A 17,722-nucleotide genomic window follows, 5' to 3' on the forward strand; every position below is an offset into this window, starting at 1 on the left:
TTTTAGGGATTAGCTCTAGGGAGCTAGGTATTAGTTTACGCGTTTAATTCGTGCTGAATTACGTAATCCAAAGCACCGACTACCGCAGCAACTTGAGCGTCATTACACTCTTCGTCTGTCACTTTGTCGCTGTCCGGGTAAACCTCAGTGGTTGTGCCGTACTTACAATCAGTCACACCGCCACATAAGCCAAGCTTCTTCATTGGGTAGTTAATTACACCATGTTGAGTAACTTCAGAACCAATGATCTTGCCGTCTGCATCTGCTGGCGCAATGTGCGTTACTTTTTCAACTGAAGCAATTACCGCCGCTTGGAATTCAGGCTGCGGATTTTCTGTATCGCCAACCGTGTAGAAGCCGTCAGGGATCATACCTTCAATGTACTCAATACCATCACGTGCTGCGAGTGCTGGTCGGAATTCTGTTTCGTCAGAATCCGTCGTTTCGTGTAGATCAACGTGAACCAACACTTCTGGTAAAGAAGCGACTAACGCACGTAGGTTTGCTGATTCTTCTGCTGGCGTACCGTCGTAGAAAGAGCGGTTTGGATCGACAGCATTTGGGTTCCAACGGTTGATCACTTCGTAACCCCAAGGGCTCACACAAGGTGCAACAACAATGTTGAAGTGCGCTGAGTATTGTTCTGCTTGAGTATCCGCGAACTTGATAGCGCCATGCACACCACTGGTTTCGTAACCGTGAACCCCACCGGTTACAAGGATAGTTGGTTTTGATGCGTCCCAGTTTTTGCTTTTGATTGCGAAAAGCGGGAAGCGACCTTCATCGTAGCTCAATGCGCCGTATTGCTCGATGTCAAAGCGGTCTGCCAATGCTTGGATTTTTGGCACGACTTCTTGCTGGTATTCACGCTTAACGGTTCTTTGAGCGAACCATGCTTGACGTTCTGCTTCTTGCCATTTTTGTCCTGGCTCACCAATTGGGTAGGAGTATTCACTTTTCATCTATACTTCTTCTTTTATGTTCGCGAAAGATGAAGACAGACTAGTCCTGTCTAGCTGAGACGGCAATAGAAAACACAACTTGTGACTCTATTTTTTACAGACTCATAACTTTGATGAGTGGATTGATGGTGTTACATTTTATCAATTGTTTAATCCCTTAAAAGAGACCATAAAATGGCTGGAGCAAGTTTATTAACGCTACTGGATGACATTGCAACCGTGCTGGATGATGTCGCACTGATGTCCAAGGTCGCAGCGAAAAAAACCGCTGGTGTGTTGGGGGATGATTTAGCGCTGAACGCTCAGCAGGTATCTGGTGTTTCTGCTGAACGAGAGATCCCAGTGGTGTGGGCGGTTGCCAAAGGCTCATTTAAAAACAAGTTGATTTTGGTGCCCGCGGCATTATTGATCAGTGCCTTTATTCCTTGGCTGATCATGCCTTTGCTTTTGATTGGTGGTCTGTTTCTTTGTTTTGAAGGTGCCGAGAAAATCTTAGAGAAGCTCTTTCCTCATGCTCATCAAGACGATGAAAAGGGGGAGGACACAAGTACTGGTGAATCCATAGAGGAATATGAGAAGAGAAAGGTCGCAGGCGCGATTCGTACCGACTTCATCTTATCTGCAGAAATCATAGTGATAGCACTGGGTACTGTGACAGGTACAAGTATCCTTACTCAGGTTCTTGTCGTAAGTTTAATTGCAGTTGTGATGACGATTGGTGTTTATGGTTTAGTAGCAGGGATCGTTAAGTTGGACGACTTAGGTTTCTACCTTCAACGCACATCTAACGGTAGTGCAGTAAAAACAAAGCTTGGCAATGGGCTTGTTGTCTTTGCGCCAAAGTTAATGAAGACGCTTGCGGTGGTTGGGACGGCTGCGATGTTCTTGGTTGGTGGTGGTATTGTGGTGCACAACGTTCCTGCGATTCATCACTTAATTGAGCCAATTATTATGGATTTTCGTGGACATACGATAGCGACAGCGGTTGTACCAACGCTATTGAACGGTGTTATTGGTGTCTTAGCTGGATTGATCGTTGTTGCTGTTTGGACTGCGATTGGGAAAATTCGCGGTAAGTAATCTCTCATTATTGATCTTAATAAAATTATCTCTCTACGAAACGAAAAAGGGGCACCATAATCATTATGGTGCCCCTTTTAATCTAATGGATCGTGTTTAATTAACACCACGCTCTTATTTTACAATATAAGCGCTTATTTTTACCGACCAAGCGTTTACTTTACAGACCAAGCAATCGTCTCGCCGCCACGGATTGGCACAACGATGTCTGAACCGAAAGGCATGGTTTCAGCAACGTTCCACTCTTCTTTAACAAGAGTGATAGTGTCTGTGTTGCGTGGAATACCGTAGAAATCAGGGCCGTTGTGGCTTGCAAACGCTTCTAGGTTCTCGATCTTACCTTCTAAATCGAACACTTCTGCGTACAGTTCAACGGCAGCGTGCGCTGTGTAAGAACCTGCACAACCACATGCTGACTCTTTTGCACCTTTTGCGTGTGGTGCAGAGTCTGTACCCAAGAAGAACTTCTTGCTACCGCTTGTTGCAGCCTCGATAAGCGCTAATTGGTGAGTGTTACGCTTCAGGATAGGAAGGCAGTAGAAGTGTGGCTTAATGCCGCCAACCAACATGTGGTTGCGGTTGTAAAGCAGGTGGTGAGCGGTGATAGTTGCCGCTACATTGTCGTTCGCGTTTTTAACGAAGTTTGCTGCGTCAGCGGTTGTGATGTGCTCAAGAACAATCTTTAGGTTAGGGAAGTCGTTCACAATCGGCGCTAGCACTGTGTCTAGGAACTGCTTCTCACGGTCGAAGATATCAACATCGTGAGTGGTTACTTCACCATGAACCAGCAGCAACATACCCACTTCTTGCATTGCTTCTAACACGTGGTAAATCTTTTGCGCTGACGTTACGCCTGAATCAGAGTTAGTCGTCGCGCCTGCTGGGTAAAGCTTTGCTGCCACTACTGCACCAGACTCTTTCGCTTTGCGAATTTCGTCAGGTGTTGTGTTGTCTGTTAGGTAAAGTGCCATTAGAGGCTGGAATTGCTCGCTTGGCTGCTCTGCCATGATGCGCTCACGGTAAGCTAAAGCCATTTCGGTATCGGTTACCGGTGGGATGGTGTTTGGCATGATTAACGCTCGACCATTGTAGCGGCTGATATCGCGCACTGTATCTTTTAATACTTCGCCATCGCGTAGATGAACGTGCCAGTCGTCAGGACGAGTAATCGTAAGTTGTGTCATTGAAGGCTCCCACCATTTGAAGTGTTATGTAGTTGGAGCCTAAACTCGGCGAAATCTGTGAAAGCAATCGCTTACGTTTAGGCGACAGGATGATAGTGGAAAAGCACTTTCATTTCATCCTATTTTTAACTCTTCAGGGTTAGGAGCTTGTTTTTATGGATATTTTATTCGGTATCTATTTGCTAATAAGGGTTAGCGGGTGGCTACCCACAGACCATGGATCATTCCTGGAACCCAGAAGAAGAAAGTAAGAATGATATTAATCACCAAATCTTTACCTGCACCACGAGCGAAGAACACACCAACAGGCGGAAGCAGTACACATAAAATGATAATGACGAGTTTGTTCATGATAAATCCTTTTTATTCAATGAAAGTTCAATGCGATAACCGTGTTCACATTATAGAACGTATGGGGTTCTAATCTGGTAGGTATCACAGTGTATGCACTTTCTGGGTTTGCTTAATTACTTTGTGTTAAGTTCTGATTATTCCACTGTGTTGTTTTTATAAGAGTTATTATTTCAGGATGAGAAAGAAGTGTCGCAGTATCAATTTCATACAAACAATGTTCGAATGCTCGGTTACCCAATTTAAAACCTCCGGTATCTGACTCAATATCAAACGCTACCTTCGTGAATCCAAGTTGTTCTAAAATTTGTCCACTTTCAGGTAGGGCATTAAAGAAGTAATAACGTTGCACATTTGAATAGCGGATTAGATTTATATACTGAGAAACTAACATGCACCTAAACACCTCGAAACTAGTAGAGTAACGGTTATAGTTACAGACGGCTAGTGGAGTCGTACTTTTATAACTGACAGTCTTTTTTAGGTTGATGTTGAAGTTTTTGGAATGGATTGCCTTGTCAAAATATTCACTTTCAAAGATAAAACTAAGTGAATGGCCTATAAGTTGCCCACTTTTTGTCGTAAACCTTTTGAAAATAGCTCGTTTGTTTTGCTGATAGTCGTATAAATTGATGTCGAATAGACCTTTGGGAATATAGCTGGCCGTTTCGTAAAAAGCTTTAAGGTTATATAGTATTTTATCATCGTCTTTCAGAAGAAGTGGCAACTCAGTAATCAAACATACTTGTGGCTTTTGCGTCGTTTCGTAATTTGACGATGAAAGCCTGCTCAGCTGGTTATTAAAACGTAGTCTAGAAAATTCATTTAATAATTTTGATTCGTTTGGGTTTGGTATTAATTCATAAAAATCGCTCAAGTCAAGTTGTAAGCAACGCAAGATTCTAAGGCACTTGGCAAGCGTTGGCTTAGTTCTTCCTCTTTCCCAGCGGCTTAGCGTTACTACGTCTACAGAGCGAAACTCTTCATCTGCAAGGTTTAACTTAACAGCAAGTTCATTCTGAGTAAGGCCAAGTGAGAGTCTCAATTCCTTTAAATAGTCACCAAACATCCATTATCTCTATGTGTAATTTGACTTCATTGAAGTATAGCTAGTCAAGATGGATTATGGCGTCTTTTTAGTAACATACCTAAAGGTAGCTGACTCATAAATTCATTTAACTGCTTGTGTTCTCGTCCTCTTCTGGTGTCAGGAAATAGGCATTCAAAGCAACATGTGATTTGTTCGTGCTAAATATTGCCATCTATTGCTCTGTAGTATCGATCAATCACAAAAAGAGGTTTGTTTATGAATACGAGCATGTTGTCTGAAAATTTGCAAGCCGAAGCACTTATTGAAGATGTTGACCAGGGATTGTTTTACCCTGTCTTTCAACCGATAACTAATGGCAATGGAACTGTCGGTGCTGAGGTTTTATTACGTTGGGAAAGAGGGCATGACGTTGAATCGTCAATCCGCTGTCTATTAGACTCTGAGAAGATTGCATGGTTTACACAAAAATTCTTACTCGCTGTGTCGAAAGAGCTTTTGTCTCGTAAGACTGATATAGAGTTTCTAACGATTAATATCTCTCCATTACATGTTTTGAGCTTTACTTTTATTCGTGATATTTACCCAATTTGGCAGGCATGCAATAAGTTAGGTATCACCCTTTGGATTGAGATTACAGAAAATGAACAATATCCAGAAGGTATAGATAAGAAACGGATGGTCTCACAGTTTGGAGTATGTCGAGGCCTTGGGATTAAGATTGCGTTAGACGATTATGGCAGCGGATATAACGTTGGTGAAGCTCTACTTAGTGTAGTTAAACCAAACGTGTTAAAGATTGATAGGTCTTTAATGAGAAACAGGAGTGAGCATTCGGCTTTTTGGGAGCGTCTTAGGTTTTTATCTCGAAAATATCAAATTGAATTGCTGTCAGAAGGGATTGAAAGTTATGAAGACCTGCGTTTTGCCAAGGCACAGGGCATAGCTTACTTCCAAGGGTATTACTTGGGTAAGCCGGGCTCACTGAATCAGTTGTCAAAAAAACATACAGCATATTGCTCATCTCCTTAAATGTAGTTTTGGGTTCATTGTGTTTATTGAACCGTAAGGGGACTTGGAGCTGAAGTTGAATTTTGTTGGTTGTTATAGCAAGAAAATATTGATGCTGTTGGATAACAAAGGGGCGATATTAGTTTGTCTGGCATCATCGTCGTTAGCTTCTAAGATTGTAGATCTACTAGAACATATTGTGACTCTAACATTTTACCTATGTCTACTTAGTATCAAGTGTTTAATAGCTGCCAGTTTATCTATTTATAACCATTTGTTAGCATTGGGACAAACTACAAAACATTGGAATCGTTATGTCGCAGTCACCTCTAGATCGAAAGGCTTCAGAGCAAGCTCCTTCCTTATCTCAAATCAATGTGTTTCCGGTTAAATCAGTGGGCGGCATTGCGCTTTCTTCTGCTTGGGTTGAAAAACAAGGTCTCACTTTTGACAGACGTTTCATGCTGGCATTGGCTGACGGCTCAATGGTTACGGCGCGTAAATATCCGAAAATGGTCAAGGTGTCTTCAAGCTTGCAGCCAGATGGTTTGATTTTTACTTACGAAGGCAAAGAGCCGCTGCGCCTCAAGTATGCAAACTTCAAGATGCAAGAAGCACCAGCAACGGTGTGGAAAGACAGCTTCACGGCATACACGACATGTGATGAAGCCGATGATTGGTTCAGCGATGTGTTGGGCGTGCGTGTTGAATTACTGTTTTCGGGCGAAAAATCGAATCGTGTTCGTGAAAAACTTGGTCATAACGTGAGCTTTGCCGATGGCTACCCAATGTTAATCATCAGCCAAGCCTCTCTTGATGAGCTGAATCGTCGTAGTCCTGAAACGCATTCCATGGATCAGTTCCGCACTAACTTTGTTGTTTCAAATACAGAAGCCTTTGCCGAAGACGGTTGGAAGCGTATCCGAATTGGTGAGGTTGAATTCGAAGCGGTGAAGCCTTGTGAGCGCTGTATTTTAACGACAGTCGATGTTGAGAGTGGCGAATTTAGAACGACAAAAGAGCCGCTCAATACCTTTTCTAAATTCAGAGCTAATGAACGCGGTGGTGTTTTCTTTGGCCAGAACCTTGTAGCGAAAAATGAAGGCCTGGTGAAAGCGGGTGACGTGGTGGAAGTACTCGAAACCAAAGAGAAAGAGCACTATGAAGACACATGGGTAGAGTCGTTGCACTTAACTTGCGTCGAGCGTGAAGAGATCGCTCGAGACTTTACAACTTTCTGGCTAGAGCCAGCGAAAGAGAACCATTCATTACCAAGCTATCAGCCGGGGCAGCACCTACCGATTGAAATGGTGATTGATGGCGAAAAAGTGTCTCGCCGTTACACGTTATCTTCGAGCCCATCTCGCGCGGGTCGTTTAGCGATTTCAGTGAAGCGCGTCAATGATGGCCAGATCTCTAATTGGTTGAACGACCATTTCCAAGTTGGCGATACCTTAGTGGCGCAAAACCCGGATGGTGCTTTCTACTTAGAAGAGAACCCAACGCACCCTTTATTATTGCTTTCTGCGGGTAGCGGTATCACGCCTATGCTGTCGATGCTTCGTTATTTAGCAGACCATGGTCAGATTAATGATGTGGTTTTCTATCATCAATGCAGCAGCGAAGAAGATATCCCTTATCAAGCAGAGATTGACCAGATCGCCAAAGAGCATGAAGGTTTACGTGTGATCTATTCATTGAGCCAACCAACGAAAGAGTGGGATGGTTTGTCTGGTCGTTTAAGCGTGTCTCATGTCGCTAAAATTGATGAGTTACACAAGCGCCAAGCGTTCGTGTGTGGCCCTGATGGCTTTATGGATAATGCCAAGAAACTGCTGATTCAAATGGGGCTTAACCCTCAGCATTATCATCAAGAAGCATTTGGTGTCGCTCAGGCTACTGAAGAAGCCGTGAAGCAATTACAACTGAGTGTTAACGGCTATCTTTTCGAAGGTAATAACCAGTCAACCTTACTAGAGCAAGCCGAGTCGGCCGGTGTGCCTATTGCATCAAGCTGCCGTGCAGGTTTCTGTGGTGCTTGTAAAGTGACCCTTGAGTCAGGACAAGTTCATCAACCGGATGTACCAGCGCTGCAAGAACATGAACGGAACATGGGACAGATACTGGCGTGTTGCAGTGTGCCTCAAACCGATATCGAAGTTGTTGATTAACTAGTTAAGTTATTCCGCACATAGAATAGAAAAGACCGGAAGTTTACTGAACTTACGGCCTTTTTGATTCTGAGATTAATTTAGACTATTAATCGTAGATCGTCGGGATGGGTTGGCGCTTGTGTTGTGTCGCTTTGTAGATGCTTACTAAGCGGTCTGACACATCTTGAGGGACTTCTTTTCCTTCAAGGAAATCATCGATCTGATCGTAAGAAAGGTTCAATGCTGCTTCGTCGGCTTTCTGTGGATCAAGCTCTTCTAGGTCGGCAGTAGGAACTTTCTTAACCAATAGCTCTGGCGCACCTAGCGTTGCTGCAAGTTCACGAACTTGACGCTTGTTCAGGCCAAACAAAGGCGCTAGATCACAGGCACCGTCACCGTGTTTGGTGTAGAAGCCAGTGATGTTTTCTGCTGAGTGATCAGTACCAATCACAAGACCACCTACATAACCTGCGATTTCGTACTGCGCGATCATACGAGCTCGAGCTTTTACGTTACCTTTTACAAAGTCGATCTTCGCAGAGTCTGTTGGTAGTAGACCCGTTCCTTCAAGTGCAACGTGAGAAGCCGCGTGAAGTCCATCAACACCTGCTTTAATGTTCACAGAAACTGATTGAGAAGGCTGGATAAAAGAGAGAGCAAGTTGTGCTTCATCTTCATCTTTTTGCTCACCGTAAGGTAGGCGAACTGCGATGAATTGGTAGTCGTTGCTGCCAGAGTTTTCATTCAAGCTGTCAACAGCCAGTTGTGCTAGACGACCACAGGTAGTCGAGTCTACGCCACCACTGATACCAAGGATCAGGGACTTGCAGCCTGACTGCTGAAGTTTCGTTTTGATAAAGTCCACACGACGAGTCACTTCGAAGTGAGGGTCAATTGAAGGTAGTACGCGCATTTCGTCACGAATTAACTGTTCCATTCGTATTCCTTTCCTGCAAGCAAATTAAAAATCTAGTGTTATCATACCTAAATCATTCGATTTAAAAACCTCTTTGCACAAGCTTAGAAAGAGAAGGCAGCAATTAATAATGGAAAAAATAGCCATTTTCGGTAGTGCGTTTAATCCGCCGAGCTTAGGGCATAAAAGTGTGATTGATTCACTGGCTCATTTCGACAAGATTCTTCTGGTACCAAGTATTGCCCATGCTTGGGGAAAAGAGATGCTAGACTTTGATACGAGATGTCAGTTAGTTAACGCATTTATTAGTGATCTTTCATTGGATCAAGTTGAACTATCATTGATCGAAAAGAGTTTGTTTACGCCCGGTGAAAGTGTGACAACTTATGCTGTACTCAGTGAATTACAAAAGTTACATGGTGACGCTGAACTCACGTTTGTTATCGGACCGGACAACTTCTTCAAGTTCTCATCTTTCTATAAATCAGGTGAGATTACCGAGCGATGGTCTGTAATGGCTTGCCCAGAGAAGGTGAAGATCCGTAGCACAGACATTCGTAATGCGTTGATAAGTGGAAGCGATGTATCAAAACTGAGCACAAAGTCAGTTACAAAGATGTTGCAAGATAGTGGACTGTATACAATAATGTAGATTCACTAATTCAAGAGGTCTGATGACTATGCTAAAGCGCGCGATACCAGCGACGATGATCATTGCAGCATGCAGTTTACCTGCACAGGCTGAATGTGACTTTTTTAGCTTAGATTCAATCATGCTGACTTCTGATGATGAGAATAGCTGTCTAGATCTTTCTACGAGCATTGAGTCTTTTGGTGAGCGCATGCTGGAAATCACTGGTATGAGTGAAGACGAAGCCGAGAGCACACCAGACTATTGGTCTGACTGGGTACTTCAAACCAAAGATGCACCACTGTTAACTCAAAGCCTTGAGTCAAATTATGTTGGCTTAGGGATGTGGTTTCCTGAAGACTTAGAAGATGCGCAATATGATATGTCTACTGAAGAGTGGCTTTTGAATCACGGTTTGCAATTAAGCATTGGCTTCGGAGAGAAAGTAGAAGGGCAACCTCGTATGCGCTTTGATTATCGTTGGCATGATTCAAGAGATGCCGATTTGATGATGCAGGTCGAGTTACCGTTTTAGAAGGACGCTATTGTTCTTCAAGATTGCTAACTTAGCTTCTATTTTACCTGAATTAGTACTAAGAATTAAAAAAGCCGCAGAAACTCAGTTTTTGCGGCTTTTTAGTATCTAGGTTCTCGCTTTTCTTAGCGACGATCGCTCTGATTAGTGACTATAGGTCATCACCAAACACCAGCATACACAACTGTTCAAACTCTTCTTCTTTACCTGAGAATAAGTCGTCGATTACGGCAGAGCGCTTTTGACCTGATTGCATGCGCTTCTTAGCTTCGCGCATTACCATGACTAAGGTGTGCTCTTGTGGCAGGTTAGAGTCATCAATGTTCCACTGATTGAATCGTTGAGACAACGCACTTTCACAAAGCAGTGGCTTGAATGCCAACACTTCTTGCTTGAGTACAGAGAGCATATCTTTACACGCTTGCTCGGTATTGTTCGCACCTGAAGCTCGGCCGTGAGTCAGCTCTAGTTTCTCTAGCAACGCCAAAGAGAGGTTAGTTTGCGTGATGTAACCAGCTTGGCGCGGGAAGGCATCTGTCAGTCGCACTGAGAAATCGACACGGCTAACTTGAGTGTTTGGGAAGTAAGTCAACGAAGTTAAGCAGTCAAAGGGAATCCAAATGCTTTGGCCAGGTTCAACAGCGTACTCTTGCTTACCCAGTTTGATCAAAACCAAGCCACTTTGAACCGATACAAGGCTATGTTTTAGTACTTTCTTGCGTGGTGTGATCACCAAGTGTGAAAAGTAAGCCGATGTATATTCAATAGCGAAGTTCATAGATAGTACCTTAATTTTGGGGCGTCAAGATTACCGTTAATCTTAAAGAATGCCAACAATAACAGGGGATTTTCACTGTTTCTGGTCTGACCTTGTCAAAAGTATGGGCTCTGTAGCTGCGAGAAGTCAAAACAACGCGTAGAATGAGCCAGCTTTTTATTATATGAATGAAAAAATGACCTCTCCAACCGATCCATATGTTGATATTCGCCCTTACGGCGATGATGAAATTCCAGCGGCACTAAACCGTCTTATTAATGATGAAGAGTTCATCAGTGCGATTCTGAACTACCGTTTTTCAAATCACGCAGCTTGGTTCCAAGCATTAATGAGCCCAATTCTACGTGTTTACTTAAAAATGAAGTGGAGCAAGCTGACTAGCGTTGAATCCATTCAGATTGAAGTGAAAAAGTACTTACGTGACACGCTAGCGAACACCACAAACGGTGTGACGTACACAGGCTTAGAGTCATTGGATGTGAATCAAGCATACTTGTTTGTATCAAACCATCGTGACATTGCTATGGATCCAGCGTTGGTGAACTACGCATTGCATCAACAGAATCACCAAACTTGTCGCATTGCGATCGGTGATAACCTTTTGAAGAAGCCGTGTGCGACAGAGTTGATGCGCTTGAATAAGAGCTTTATCGTTAAGCGCTCGCTTAAAGGGCCGCGTGAAATGATGAAAGCGTTAGGCCAGCTCTCTTCTTACATTAAGCACTCTTTAGATACTGGTAACTCTATCTGGATCGCTCAGAAAGAAGGCCGTGCAAAAGACGGTAATGACTTCACTGATCCTGCAATCCTTAAAATGTTTCATGTTGAAGGACGTAAGCAGAAGCTGGCGTTCCCTGAATACGTGAAGTCACTGAAGATTGTCCCTGTCTCTATCTCATATGAGAATGATCCTTGTGATACGGCTAAAGCGATCGAGCTGTTTGAAAAAGATGTAAACGGCAGTTACGAAAAAGGCGAATTTGAAGATATCGAGAGCATTATCCAAGGTATCGTGGGTAATAAAGGGCGCATCCACGTTGGATTTGGTCAGGTTATCGATCAAGACTTTGAGACTCCAGAAGCATTGGCTGAAGAGATTGACCGTCAGATCCATGATAACTACAAGCTGTTCCCAGTAAACCTGCTGGCGGCAGAGAAAGAAGATGACTCGATCACAGCTACGGTTAAGAAAGAGTTCGAAGACAAGCTAGCAACGTTGCCAAAAGGTGCGCGTCAGTACTTGATCGACAGCTACGCGAACCCAGTGAAGAACATTGGTTAACGAAGATTTCGCTTAATTGATTGAATTGAAAAAGGAGCCTTGAGCTCCTTTTTTGTTTTTTACTTATACTTTTTGATGGTAAGAGGCTAAGCCATAGGCAAGGCTAGCGCGCCACTGCACCGCCAAGTTCTAAATTTGTTGGCCAAGTCGTGACGGTGTTGCCACCTAAATAGATATTGCCTTTCACCGTCATCGTTTCTGGGAATGCAGTAATTGCTGAGCCGCCGATATACAGGTCACCATCAATCACAATGCCATTCGGCAGTTCGGTTAAAGGGGTGCGAATCACACTGAGGTCGCCTCTCACTCGCAGGCCGTTGGGCAGCCTTTGCAATGGAGTGTCAGTGAAATTAATGAACCCGCCGACTCTTACACCTTTAGGCCAGCTGGTGATTTTGCTCCCCATGAAGTCGGCGTAGCCTTTGATTTTTACACCACTTGCTACTCTGGTTAGCTGACTATTAGAAGCCTTGAGGCTGCCGTTAACATCAAGCCCTTTAGGTAAACGTGTGATCGGGGTGTTTTCGATATTAAGATTACCATCGACCACTAAACCGGTTGGAAGCGCTGTGTAAGGCTTATTTCGGAGATATAAGTTTCCGTAATTGTCCAGATGGTTCAATATTTGATAGTGATCGATTGGTTCTGCACTGACATTTGTTATGGTTAAAGAACCAATAATAAGTGCAATTATTCTGAGCATAACAGGCTTCTTATTACGATAGACGTTAACACTATAATGGAAAAATTATTCTCGCACAGTGTTTTACCCATTTGGCGGTAGATAAAATAGAAATCGTTTGGCCAATCAGAAATTCAGCGACAATGGCAGGTAAATGGATGACTAGAGTAAATATACAAATAATTAAGAGCGTCTTGGTAGCAAGTGCAATGTTTTGCTCAATGCCTGCCAATGCGAATAAAGTAATTTCAACGCCGGGGAAGGCTGCGGTGGTCGTTACTCAAAGCGGTCAACAGCAACGAGTTTGTTATTACGATGACAAGGCATACAGTATTGGAGCGGTACTCGAAGTCTCTGGTGTTGTGATTCAGTGTGCTGCGGAAAACGATTTTGAAACGAATGGGGCACTTGCTTGGATACAAATAAAAAAAGACGAGTAATTTTACTCGTCTTTATATAAGAGCATAAATGCTTATATTAACGCGCTAGAGAGCGAGTCTTAAGTTCGAAAATAATCTTTTCTGCGCTTACTTCGAACTTGAAGCGTGCATGCAATTCAGTACTTTCTTCGGTCATTTCTGACGCTTCATACTCAACATTGCTAGATACTTGCTTTGCTAGCTCTACGTACTTTGCAAATTCAGTTTCAATTAGGGCTTTTGAGTTACCGTAAACCGTTACCTCAGCAACATCGTCGCCTTCTTTGATGATGAACCCGATTTCGCCCGCGCAGCCGCAAGCTTCACATACGTCGTTGTTACCAATATCTTGGCTCATAAATAATCCTCTTACAAAATCTGAGGTTATTCTAACGAGCAATTTGAACTGTATCTACAAAAATTAAAATCTTTGAACTAATTTGTACTGGTATGCTATGTTGTTTGTTGTGGGATTAAATGAATATGTACATTCGCGCCGACAAATATGTATGTGATCTATCTCATGTTTTGTTGAAAAGCAGTGTCATTAATTTGTTAGAATATCATTCAGTTAGTTGCGTCGTGACTAATTTTATAAGACTATCTATTGCTTGATAGGTATTTATACAATGAATTTATTGTTGGGTATTTGATATTCTAAGTAGTTATTTTAGATTAACCACTTAGAGCGGTAAGGTTACTTTCGAAGAATAATTAGACAAAGTGCCCAAAGAGGCAGCACTGTAAAGTTGTTTATGCGAAGTACTGGCGGGTATTTTAATGGAAATACTTGCGAAAAAATGCCTTGCTCACATAATGCTGATAACAATTTTCATTCTGACTTCATTTGATTGAGTTAGATGGATTTACAAAGAGAAGAGCCTGAATATGCCAAAGCGTAGTAAAGAAGATACAGAAATCACAATCCAGAAGATCATGGATGCCGTTGTAGACCAGTTACTAAGGTTGGGTTACGACAAGATGTCATACACGACGTTGAGTCAGCAAACGGGCGTTTCTCGTACAGGTATAAGCCACCACTTTCCAAAGAAAACAGATTTCACAGCTGCTCTAGACGGTCGAATCTTTAAGATGTTCATGGAGCACATTGATTTCGAAAATGGTCTTGATGCATTTTCAGCTAGCTGGGTTAAAGCGCTTGAAGACGCGGAGTTCCTAGCAATCTTACGTTTACTTTTCCATCATATCGTTACTGCTGAAAGCGCGCACGAATTTGCGGCGAACGGTATTGATCGTCTTTACAAGCTGACCGAGACTCAGTTTGGCGATACAAGCGGTAAAGAACTTGAGTGGTTGATTGGTAAATCATTGATTCGTATGAGCCAATAATCAACGCATTCTGAAAGAAGCTCCTACGGGAGCTTTTTTTGTGCCTATCGTTTGTACTCTTGTTCTTTTTCCATCGTACTCACCGCGCTTTCTTTATCTGATTTCTTTGTATCCAAGGTCGTTATTTCTTTTCTTTTTAACCGTTTACATTCATGCCCTTCCTTCGCCCTTACTGTGAAAAGCTAAGCAACCCTAATTGATAATGTTCACTTATAGAGCCTCAAACGCTCTTAGTGAGGCGTTTTGGAGTTCATTGCTATGGTTGCTAATAAAATTGAGTTTAAGGCGAGAGAGAGGCTATGAGCCAATAAAAAGCCTCGATAAAATCGAAGCTTATAGTGACTTAATTGTTATTAGGAGAGGGTGCTCAAAATGAGCAGGATCTGAATCGAGTTTAGTGTGCGGGGTGTACCTGAGGAAAGCTCATCGTAGGGTGCTTTTCTACGATGCTTTTATATCCATAAACATCTTCAATCATTGACGGCTTGAGTGCTTCCCAAGGGCTGCCATCGCACACTAGGTTGCCATCTTTCAGAACCACCAATCGGTCTGAGTACTGAGCCGCTAAGTTGAGGTCGTGCAATACCACGATAACGGCAGCATTATGATTGTCTGCAAGTTCTCTCGCGATCTTTAGCGTGTTGTGCTGGTGGGCAAGATCTAATGCAGAGGTGGGTTCATCAAGCATTAAGATGCATTGATCGCCAGAGTGGTGGAGTTGGGTGAGTACTCGAGCCAAGTGAACTCTCTGCTTTTCACCGCCAGACAGAGAAGGGTATAGCCTCTCTCCTAAGTGAGATACATCGGCGATGTCCATTTTTTGGTTCGCGATGTTGGTCAGTGTTTTGTTTGACTCTTGCAGTGGAATGCCACCAAGCTCGACAACTTCGCGTGCCAAAAATGGGAAGGTCAACGTACTGTGTTGAGGAAGCATAGCCAGATGTTTCGCCAACTTGTGTGAAGGCCATTTGTCTTTAGCATGCCCAAAATATTGAATGTCGCCGATACTTGATATCTCTTGGCATAAGGCTTTGAGCAGTGTGCTTTTGCCTGCGCCGTTTGGCCCAAGTAGTGTGGTTACCTTTCCTGCTTCAATCTCAATAGAAACGCCATCTAAAATCACTTTGCTGCCGAACTTCACTTCGATGTCGGTTGCTTTTAACGCTGCAGGAAACATTAAAGGATTCTCCCTTTCTGTTGGAATAGTAGGTACAAGAAGAAGGGCGCGCCAATAATCGCAGTGACAATACCTACCGGTAATTCGGCTGGTGCAAGAGCAACGCGTGAGAACATGTCTGCCGCTGTTAACAGTAGTGCACCTAGCACCGCTGACAATGGCAATAGAACTCGGTGATCAGGACCCGCTAACATGCGGCCTAAATGAGGGATCACCAGCCCGATAAAGCCAATCATGCCGGACAGGCTAACGGTGATCCCAACGCCTGCAGCCGTCAGTAGAATCAGCTGTCGTTTCAGTTTTTGAACTGGAATGCCTAGGTGTTGCGCTTCTGATTCACCTAAGAGTAAGGCATTCAAAGACATTGCTTGGCGGTAGAAAACGACGAATAGCCCAACGAGGGTGACAGCAGCAAGTATAATCCCTGACCATTTAGCGCCTGCTAATGACCCCATCGACCATAGCGACAGGTCACGCAACATTTGATCATCTGCGATGAAGTTTAAGAAGCCAATCCCTGCACCTGAAAGTGCGCTGATCGCCACACCTGCCAATAGCATGATAGTCACTGAGGTGCCGAATTTGCCAGTACCAAGTTTGTAAACCAGCAATGTGGTTAGAGCGCCACCCAAAAAGGCAAATACAGGCACTGCGGCAAAGTTCATGAATGCCGGGTATTGAAGTGAAAGCTCAGAAAACAAAACAATCGCCAATGCTGCACCTAATGCTGCGCCCGCAGACACACCGATGATGCCAGGTTCTGCAAGTGGGTTTCTAAACAAACCCTGCATTACTGCGCCACACAAGGCGAGGATTGCACCAATCAGCATGCACAAGATGGTTCTAGGTAAGCGAATTTCTTGAATCACCAAGTTGATGTGAGGTGCTAAGTCATTGTTTGGTTGAATTAAGCTTGTGGCGCTGTCCGCTAAGCTAATGTTCATTGGCCCAACAGTAATCGAGTACAGTGCGACAAAAGCTAGGGTTGCACCTAGGCCGAACATCGATGTTTTCAGTGGGACGGATCGTAACAACATAAAGGGCCTCAATATCTATCTCTAACTTTAACCCCCTTTACTAACAACGTGAGTCTGTGGTGAGGGGGAGTGGATTAGCGATAGCAGAAATAGGGTGGTCGAGTTATAGCGGGTAGATAAGTGCGTTTAAACGCTTGGCTTCAGAGAGACTTTCTAGGCCAAGCCCACCAACCAAAGCACTGCCATTCACGGTGATGATTTGCTTGTTCATACCTGCAGGGGTTGCCGCTAACATGGGTAATGATTTAAGAATCGCATCAGCGCCGCCCATTTTTTGGTAACTGCGGCCACTCACTAAAATGACATCAGGTTGCATTTCGACAAGCGATTCCATTGATAATGGTTTGTAAGATGTAAGGCTTTGAGCGGCTGGGTTGATACCGCCAGCCAACTCAATGATCGCATTTGGTGATGTTTCACCGCCAGCAACGTTCGCAGGGCGACCTTCGTGCAGCAATAGGAACAGTACTTTCTTTGCTTCATTCTTCGGTACTTGATTTGCTTTTAGTGCAGCAATCTTTTGATTCACATCGGCTTTGACTTGTTGTGAGTGATCTTCGGTGTGTGTGATCTTTGCGATTTGGTCGATACGTTTTAGTAGCCCTTCAACGTTAGCCTCGGTGTTCACGATTTCGACATCGACGCCCGCAGATTTAAGTTGTGAGATCGCGTTGTCTGGTCCCATTTCATCAGAACCAATCAATGTGGTGGGTTCGAGAGCAAGCAAGCCTTCAGCTGAGAGGTTTCTATGGTAGCCAATCTTTGGTAGGTCTTCAGACTGAGGGAAACGGCTGGTTACATCAATACCCACCAATTGTTCTTCTGCACCAAGCGCCAAAACTAATTCGGTAACGGCACTGCCAGCACTGATGATGCGAGGTTGTTCGACGTCGTTTGCCATCGCAGTTGGCGCAGTCAATACCAGGCTCATAGCGGCCACTGAAAGGAGGTGAGTCTTGGTCTTTAATTTATTGAGCACGTTTAAGTTATTCATAATAAGTTCTTTATATCTTTTTGTATCGCGAAGAAACTCAGTGAGCAGTCCGTTCGCATGTGAGTTCTAATCAATGGAGATATTCAGATCCGACTACTTGGTCTTAGTTACTAAGAGCCAAATCTTCTGAAT

At 43.6% G+C, this 17,722-nt stretch carries 19 protein-coding genes; 8 read left to right on the forward strand and 11 right to left on the reverse strand.

Annotated elements, in window-relative coordinates:
* Window positions 1-35 precede the first annotated feature (35 nt).
* Window positions 36-962, reverse strand: coding sequence for a M14 family metallocarboxypeptidase (locus tag F0228_RS06895; protein ID WP_171730536.1), 927 nt, complete (start codon window positions 960-962; stop codon window positions 36-38).
* A gap of 174 nt (window positions 963-1,136) precedes the next feature.
* Between F0228_RS06895 and F0228_RS06900 the strand changes: the two genes are divergently transcribed.
* On the forward strand, window positions 1,137-2,042 hold the full coding sequence (locus tag F0228_RS06900) for a DUF808 domain-containing protein (protein ID WP_061016442.1): 906 nt from the start codon (window positions 1,137-1,139) through the stop codon (window positions 2,040-2,042).
* A 155-nt stretch (window positions 2,043-2,197) separates the two neighbouring features.
* Here the strand turns inward: F0228_RS06900 and pyrC are convergent, their stop codons facing one another.
* The 3 genes from pyrC to F0228_RS06915 all read right to left on the reverse strand — a co-directional run bounded on the left by pyrC (window position 2,198) and on the right by F0228_RS06915 (window position 4,646).
* The gene (gene pyrC, locus F0228_RS06905) at window positions 2,198-3,226 is read right to left on the reverse strand and encodes a dihydroorotase (RefSeq protein WP_086712817.1); all 1,029 of its coding nucleotides are present in this window, start codon (window positions 3,224-3,226) and stop codon (window positions 2,198-2,200) included.
* A gap of 192 nt (window positions 3,227-3,418) precedes the next feature.
* Complete coding sequence (locus F0228_RS06910; RefSeq protein ID WP_017059962.1) at window positions 3,419-3,577, reverse strand: YqaE/Pmp3 family membrane protein; 159 nt, start codon at window positions 3,575-3,577, stop codon at window positions 3,419-3,421.
* Window positions 3,578-3,689: 112 nt separating this feature from the next.
* A complete protein-coding gene (locus tag F0228_RS06915) occupies window positions 3,690-4,646 on the reverse strand; it encodes a helix-turn-helix transcriptional regulator (protein ID WP_061016446.1) in 957 nt (318 codons plus the stop codon).
* Between the two features lie 237 nt (window positions 4,647-4,883).
* On the opposite strand from F0228_RS06915, the gene F0228_RS06920 reads away from it, so the two are divergent.
* Both F0228_RS06920 and F0228_RS06925 read left to right on the forward strand, forming a co-directional pair.
* Window positions 4,884-5,657 (forward strand): EAL domain-containing protein, encoded by a 774-nt coding sequence (locus F0228_RS06920; RefSeq protein WP_061032201.1) that lies wholly within the window; start codon window positions 4,884-4,886, stop codon window positions 5,655-5,657.
* Between the two features lie 293 nt (window positions 5,658-5,950).
* Window positions 5,951-7,807: a hybrid-cluster NAD(P)-dependent oxidoreductase gene (locus tag F0228_RS06925; protein ID WP_171730537.1), complete on the forward strand. Its 1,857-nt coding sequence runs from the start codon at window positions 5,951-5,953 to the stop codon at window positions 7,805-7,807.
* 88 nt (window positions 7,808-7,895) lie between these two features.
* Here F0228_RS06925 and nadE read toward each other — a convergent pair whose 3' ends face one another.
* The gene (gene nadE / locus F0228_RS06930; RefSeq protein WP_061032203.1) at window positions 7,896-8,726 is read right to left on the reverse strand and encodes an ammonia-dependent NAD(+) synthetase; all 831 of its coding nucleotides are present in this window, start codon (window positions 8,724-8,726) and stop codon (window positions 7,896-7,898) included.
* Between the two features lie 109 nt (window positions 8,727-8,835).
* Here nadE and F0228_RS06935 point away from each other — a divergent pair, with 109 nt between their 5' ends.
* Both F0228_RS06935 and F0228_RS06940 read left to right on the forward strand, forming a co-directional pair.
* Window positions 8,836-9,357 carry a nicotinate-nicotinamide nucleotide adenylyltransferase gene (locus tag F0228_RS06935; RefSeq protein ID WP_061032204.1) on the forward strand — a complete coding sequence of 174 codons (522 nt, stop codon included), beginning with the start codon at window positions 8,836-8,838 and terminating at the stop codon, window positions 9,355-9,357.
* A 22-nt stretch (window positions 9,358-9,379) separates the two neighbouring features.
* Window positions 9,380-9,871 (forward strand): hypothetical protein, encoded by a 492-nt coding sequence (locus F0228_RS06940; protein ID WP_116871305.1) that lies wholly within the window; start codon window positions 9,380-9,382, stop codon window positions 9,869-9,871.
* Between the two features lie 151 nt (window positions 9,872-10,022).
* Here F0228_RS06940 and F0228_RS06945 read toward each other — a convergent pair whose 3' ends face one another.
* The gene (locus tag F0228_RS06945; protein ID WP_116871306.1) at window positions 10,023-10,649 is read right to left on the reverse strand and encodes an AraC family transcriptional regulator; all 627 of its coding nucleotides are present in this window, start codon (window positions 10,647-10,649) and stop codon (window positions 10,023-10,025) included.
* 175 nt (window positions 10,650-10,824) lie between these two features.
* Here F0228_RS06945 and F0228_RS06950 point away from each other — a divergent pair, with 175 nt between their 5' ends.
* Window positions 10,825-11,931, forward strand: a complete 1,107-nt coding sequence (locus F0228_RS06950; protein ID WP_032498059.1) for a 1-acyl-sn-glycerol-3-phosphate acyltransferase — start codon at window positions 10,825-10,827, stop codon at window positions 11,929-11,931.
* A gap of 103 nt (window positions 11,932-12,034) precedes the next feature.
* Here the strand turns inward: F0228_RS06950 and F0228_RS06955 are convergent, their stop codons facing one another.
* Complete coding sequence (locus F0228_RS06955; protein WP_008215701.1) at window positions 12,035-12,634, reverse strand: hypothetical protein; 600 nt, start codon at window positions 12,632-12,634, stop codon at window positions 12,035-12,037.
* 122 nt (window positions 12,635-12,756) lie between these two features.
* Between F0228_RS06955 and F0228_RS06960 the strand changes: the two genes are divergently transcribed.
* Window positions 12,757-13,053, forward strand: a complete 297-nt coding sequence (locus F0228_RS06960; protein WP_061032397.1) for a YnjH family protein — start codon at window positions 12,757-12,759, stop codon at window positions 13,051-13,053.
* Window positions 13,054-13,090: 37 nt separating this feature from the next.
* On the opposite strand, the gene F0228_RS06965 is transcribed toward F0228_RS06960, so the two are convergent.
* Window positions 13,091-13,390: a YfcZ/YiiS family protein gene (locus tag F0228_RS06965; protein WP_061032207.1), complete on the reverse strand. Its 300-nt coding sequence runs from the start codon at window positions 13,388-13,390 to the stop codon at window positions 13,091-13,093.
* A gap of 530 nt (window positions 13,391-13,920) precedes the next feature.
* On the opposite strand from F0228_RS06965, the gene F0228_RS06970 reads away from it, so the two are divergent.
* Complete coding sequence (locus F0228_RS06970) at window positions 13,921-14,382, forward strand: TetR/AcrR family transcriptional regulator (protein WP_061032208.1); 462 nt, start codon at window positions 13,921-13,923, stop codon at window positions 14,380-14,382.
* A 394-nt stretch (window positions 14,383-14,776) separates the two neighbouring features.
* Here F0228_RS06970 and F0228_RS06975 read toward each other — a convergent pair whose 3' ends face one another.
* From F0228_RS06975 to F0228_RS06985, 3 genes are all read right to left on the reverse strand, one after another.
* Entirely contained in the window at window positions 14,777-15,559 is a 783-nt protein-coding gene (locus tag F0228_RS06975; RefSeq protein ID WP_171762060.1) for a heme ABC transporter ATP-binding protein, read from the reverse strand.
* Window positions 15,559-16,596, reverse strand: coding sequence for an iron ABC transporter permease (locus F0228_RS06980; protein WP_061032210.1), 1,038 nt, complete (start codon window positions 16,594-16,596; stop codon window positions 15,559-15,561). The genes F0228_RS06975 and F0228_RS06980 overlap by 1 nt, the downstream gene beginning before the upstream one ends.
* 103 nt (window positions 16,597-16,699) lie before the next feature.
* Window positions 16,700-17,590: an ABC transporter substrate-binding protein gene (locus F0228_RS06985; protein WP_171730538.1), complete on the reverse strand. Its 891-nt coding sequence runs from the start codon at window positions 17,588-17,590 to the stop codon at window positions 16,700-16,702.
* Window positions 17,591-17,722 lie beyond the last annotated feature (132 nt).

Source organism: Vibrio sp. 99K-1 (assembly GCF_013114585.1).
Lineage (GTDB): Bacteria > Pseudomonadota > Gammaproteobacteria > Enterobacterales > Vibrionaceae > Vibrio > Vibrio chagasii_B.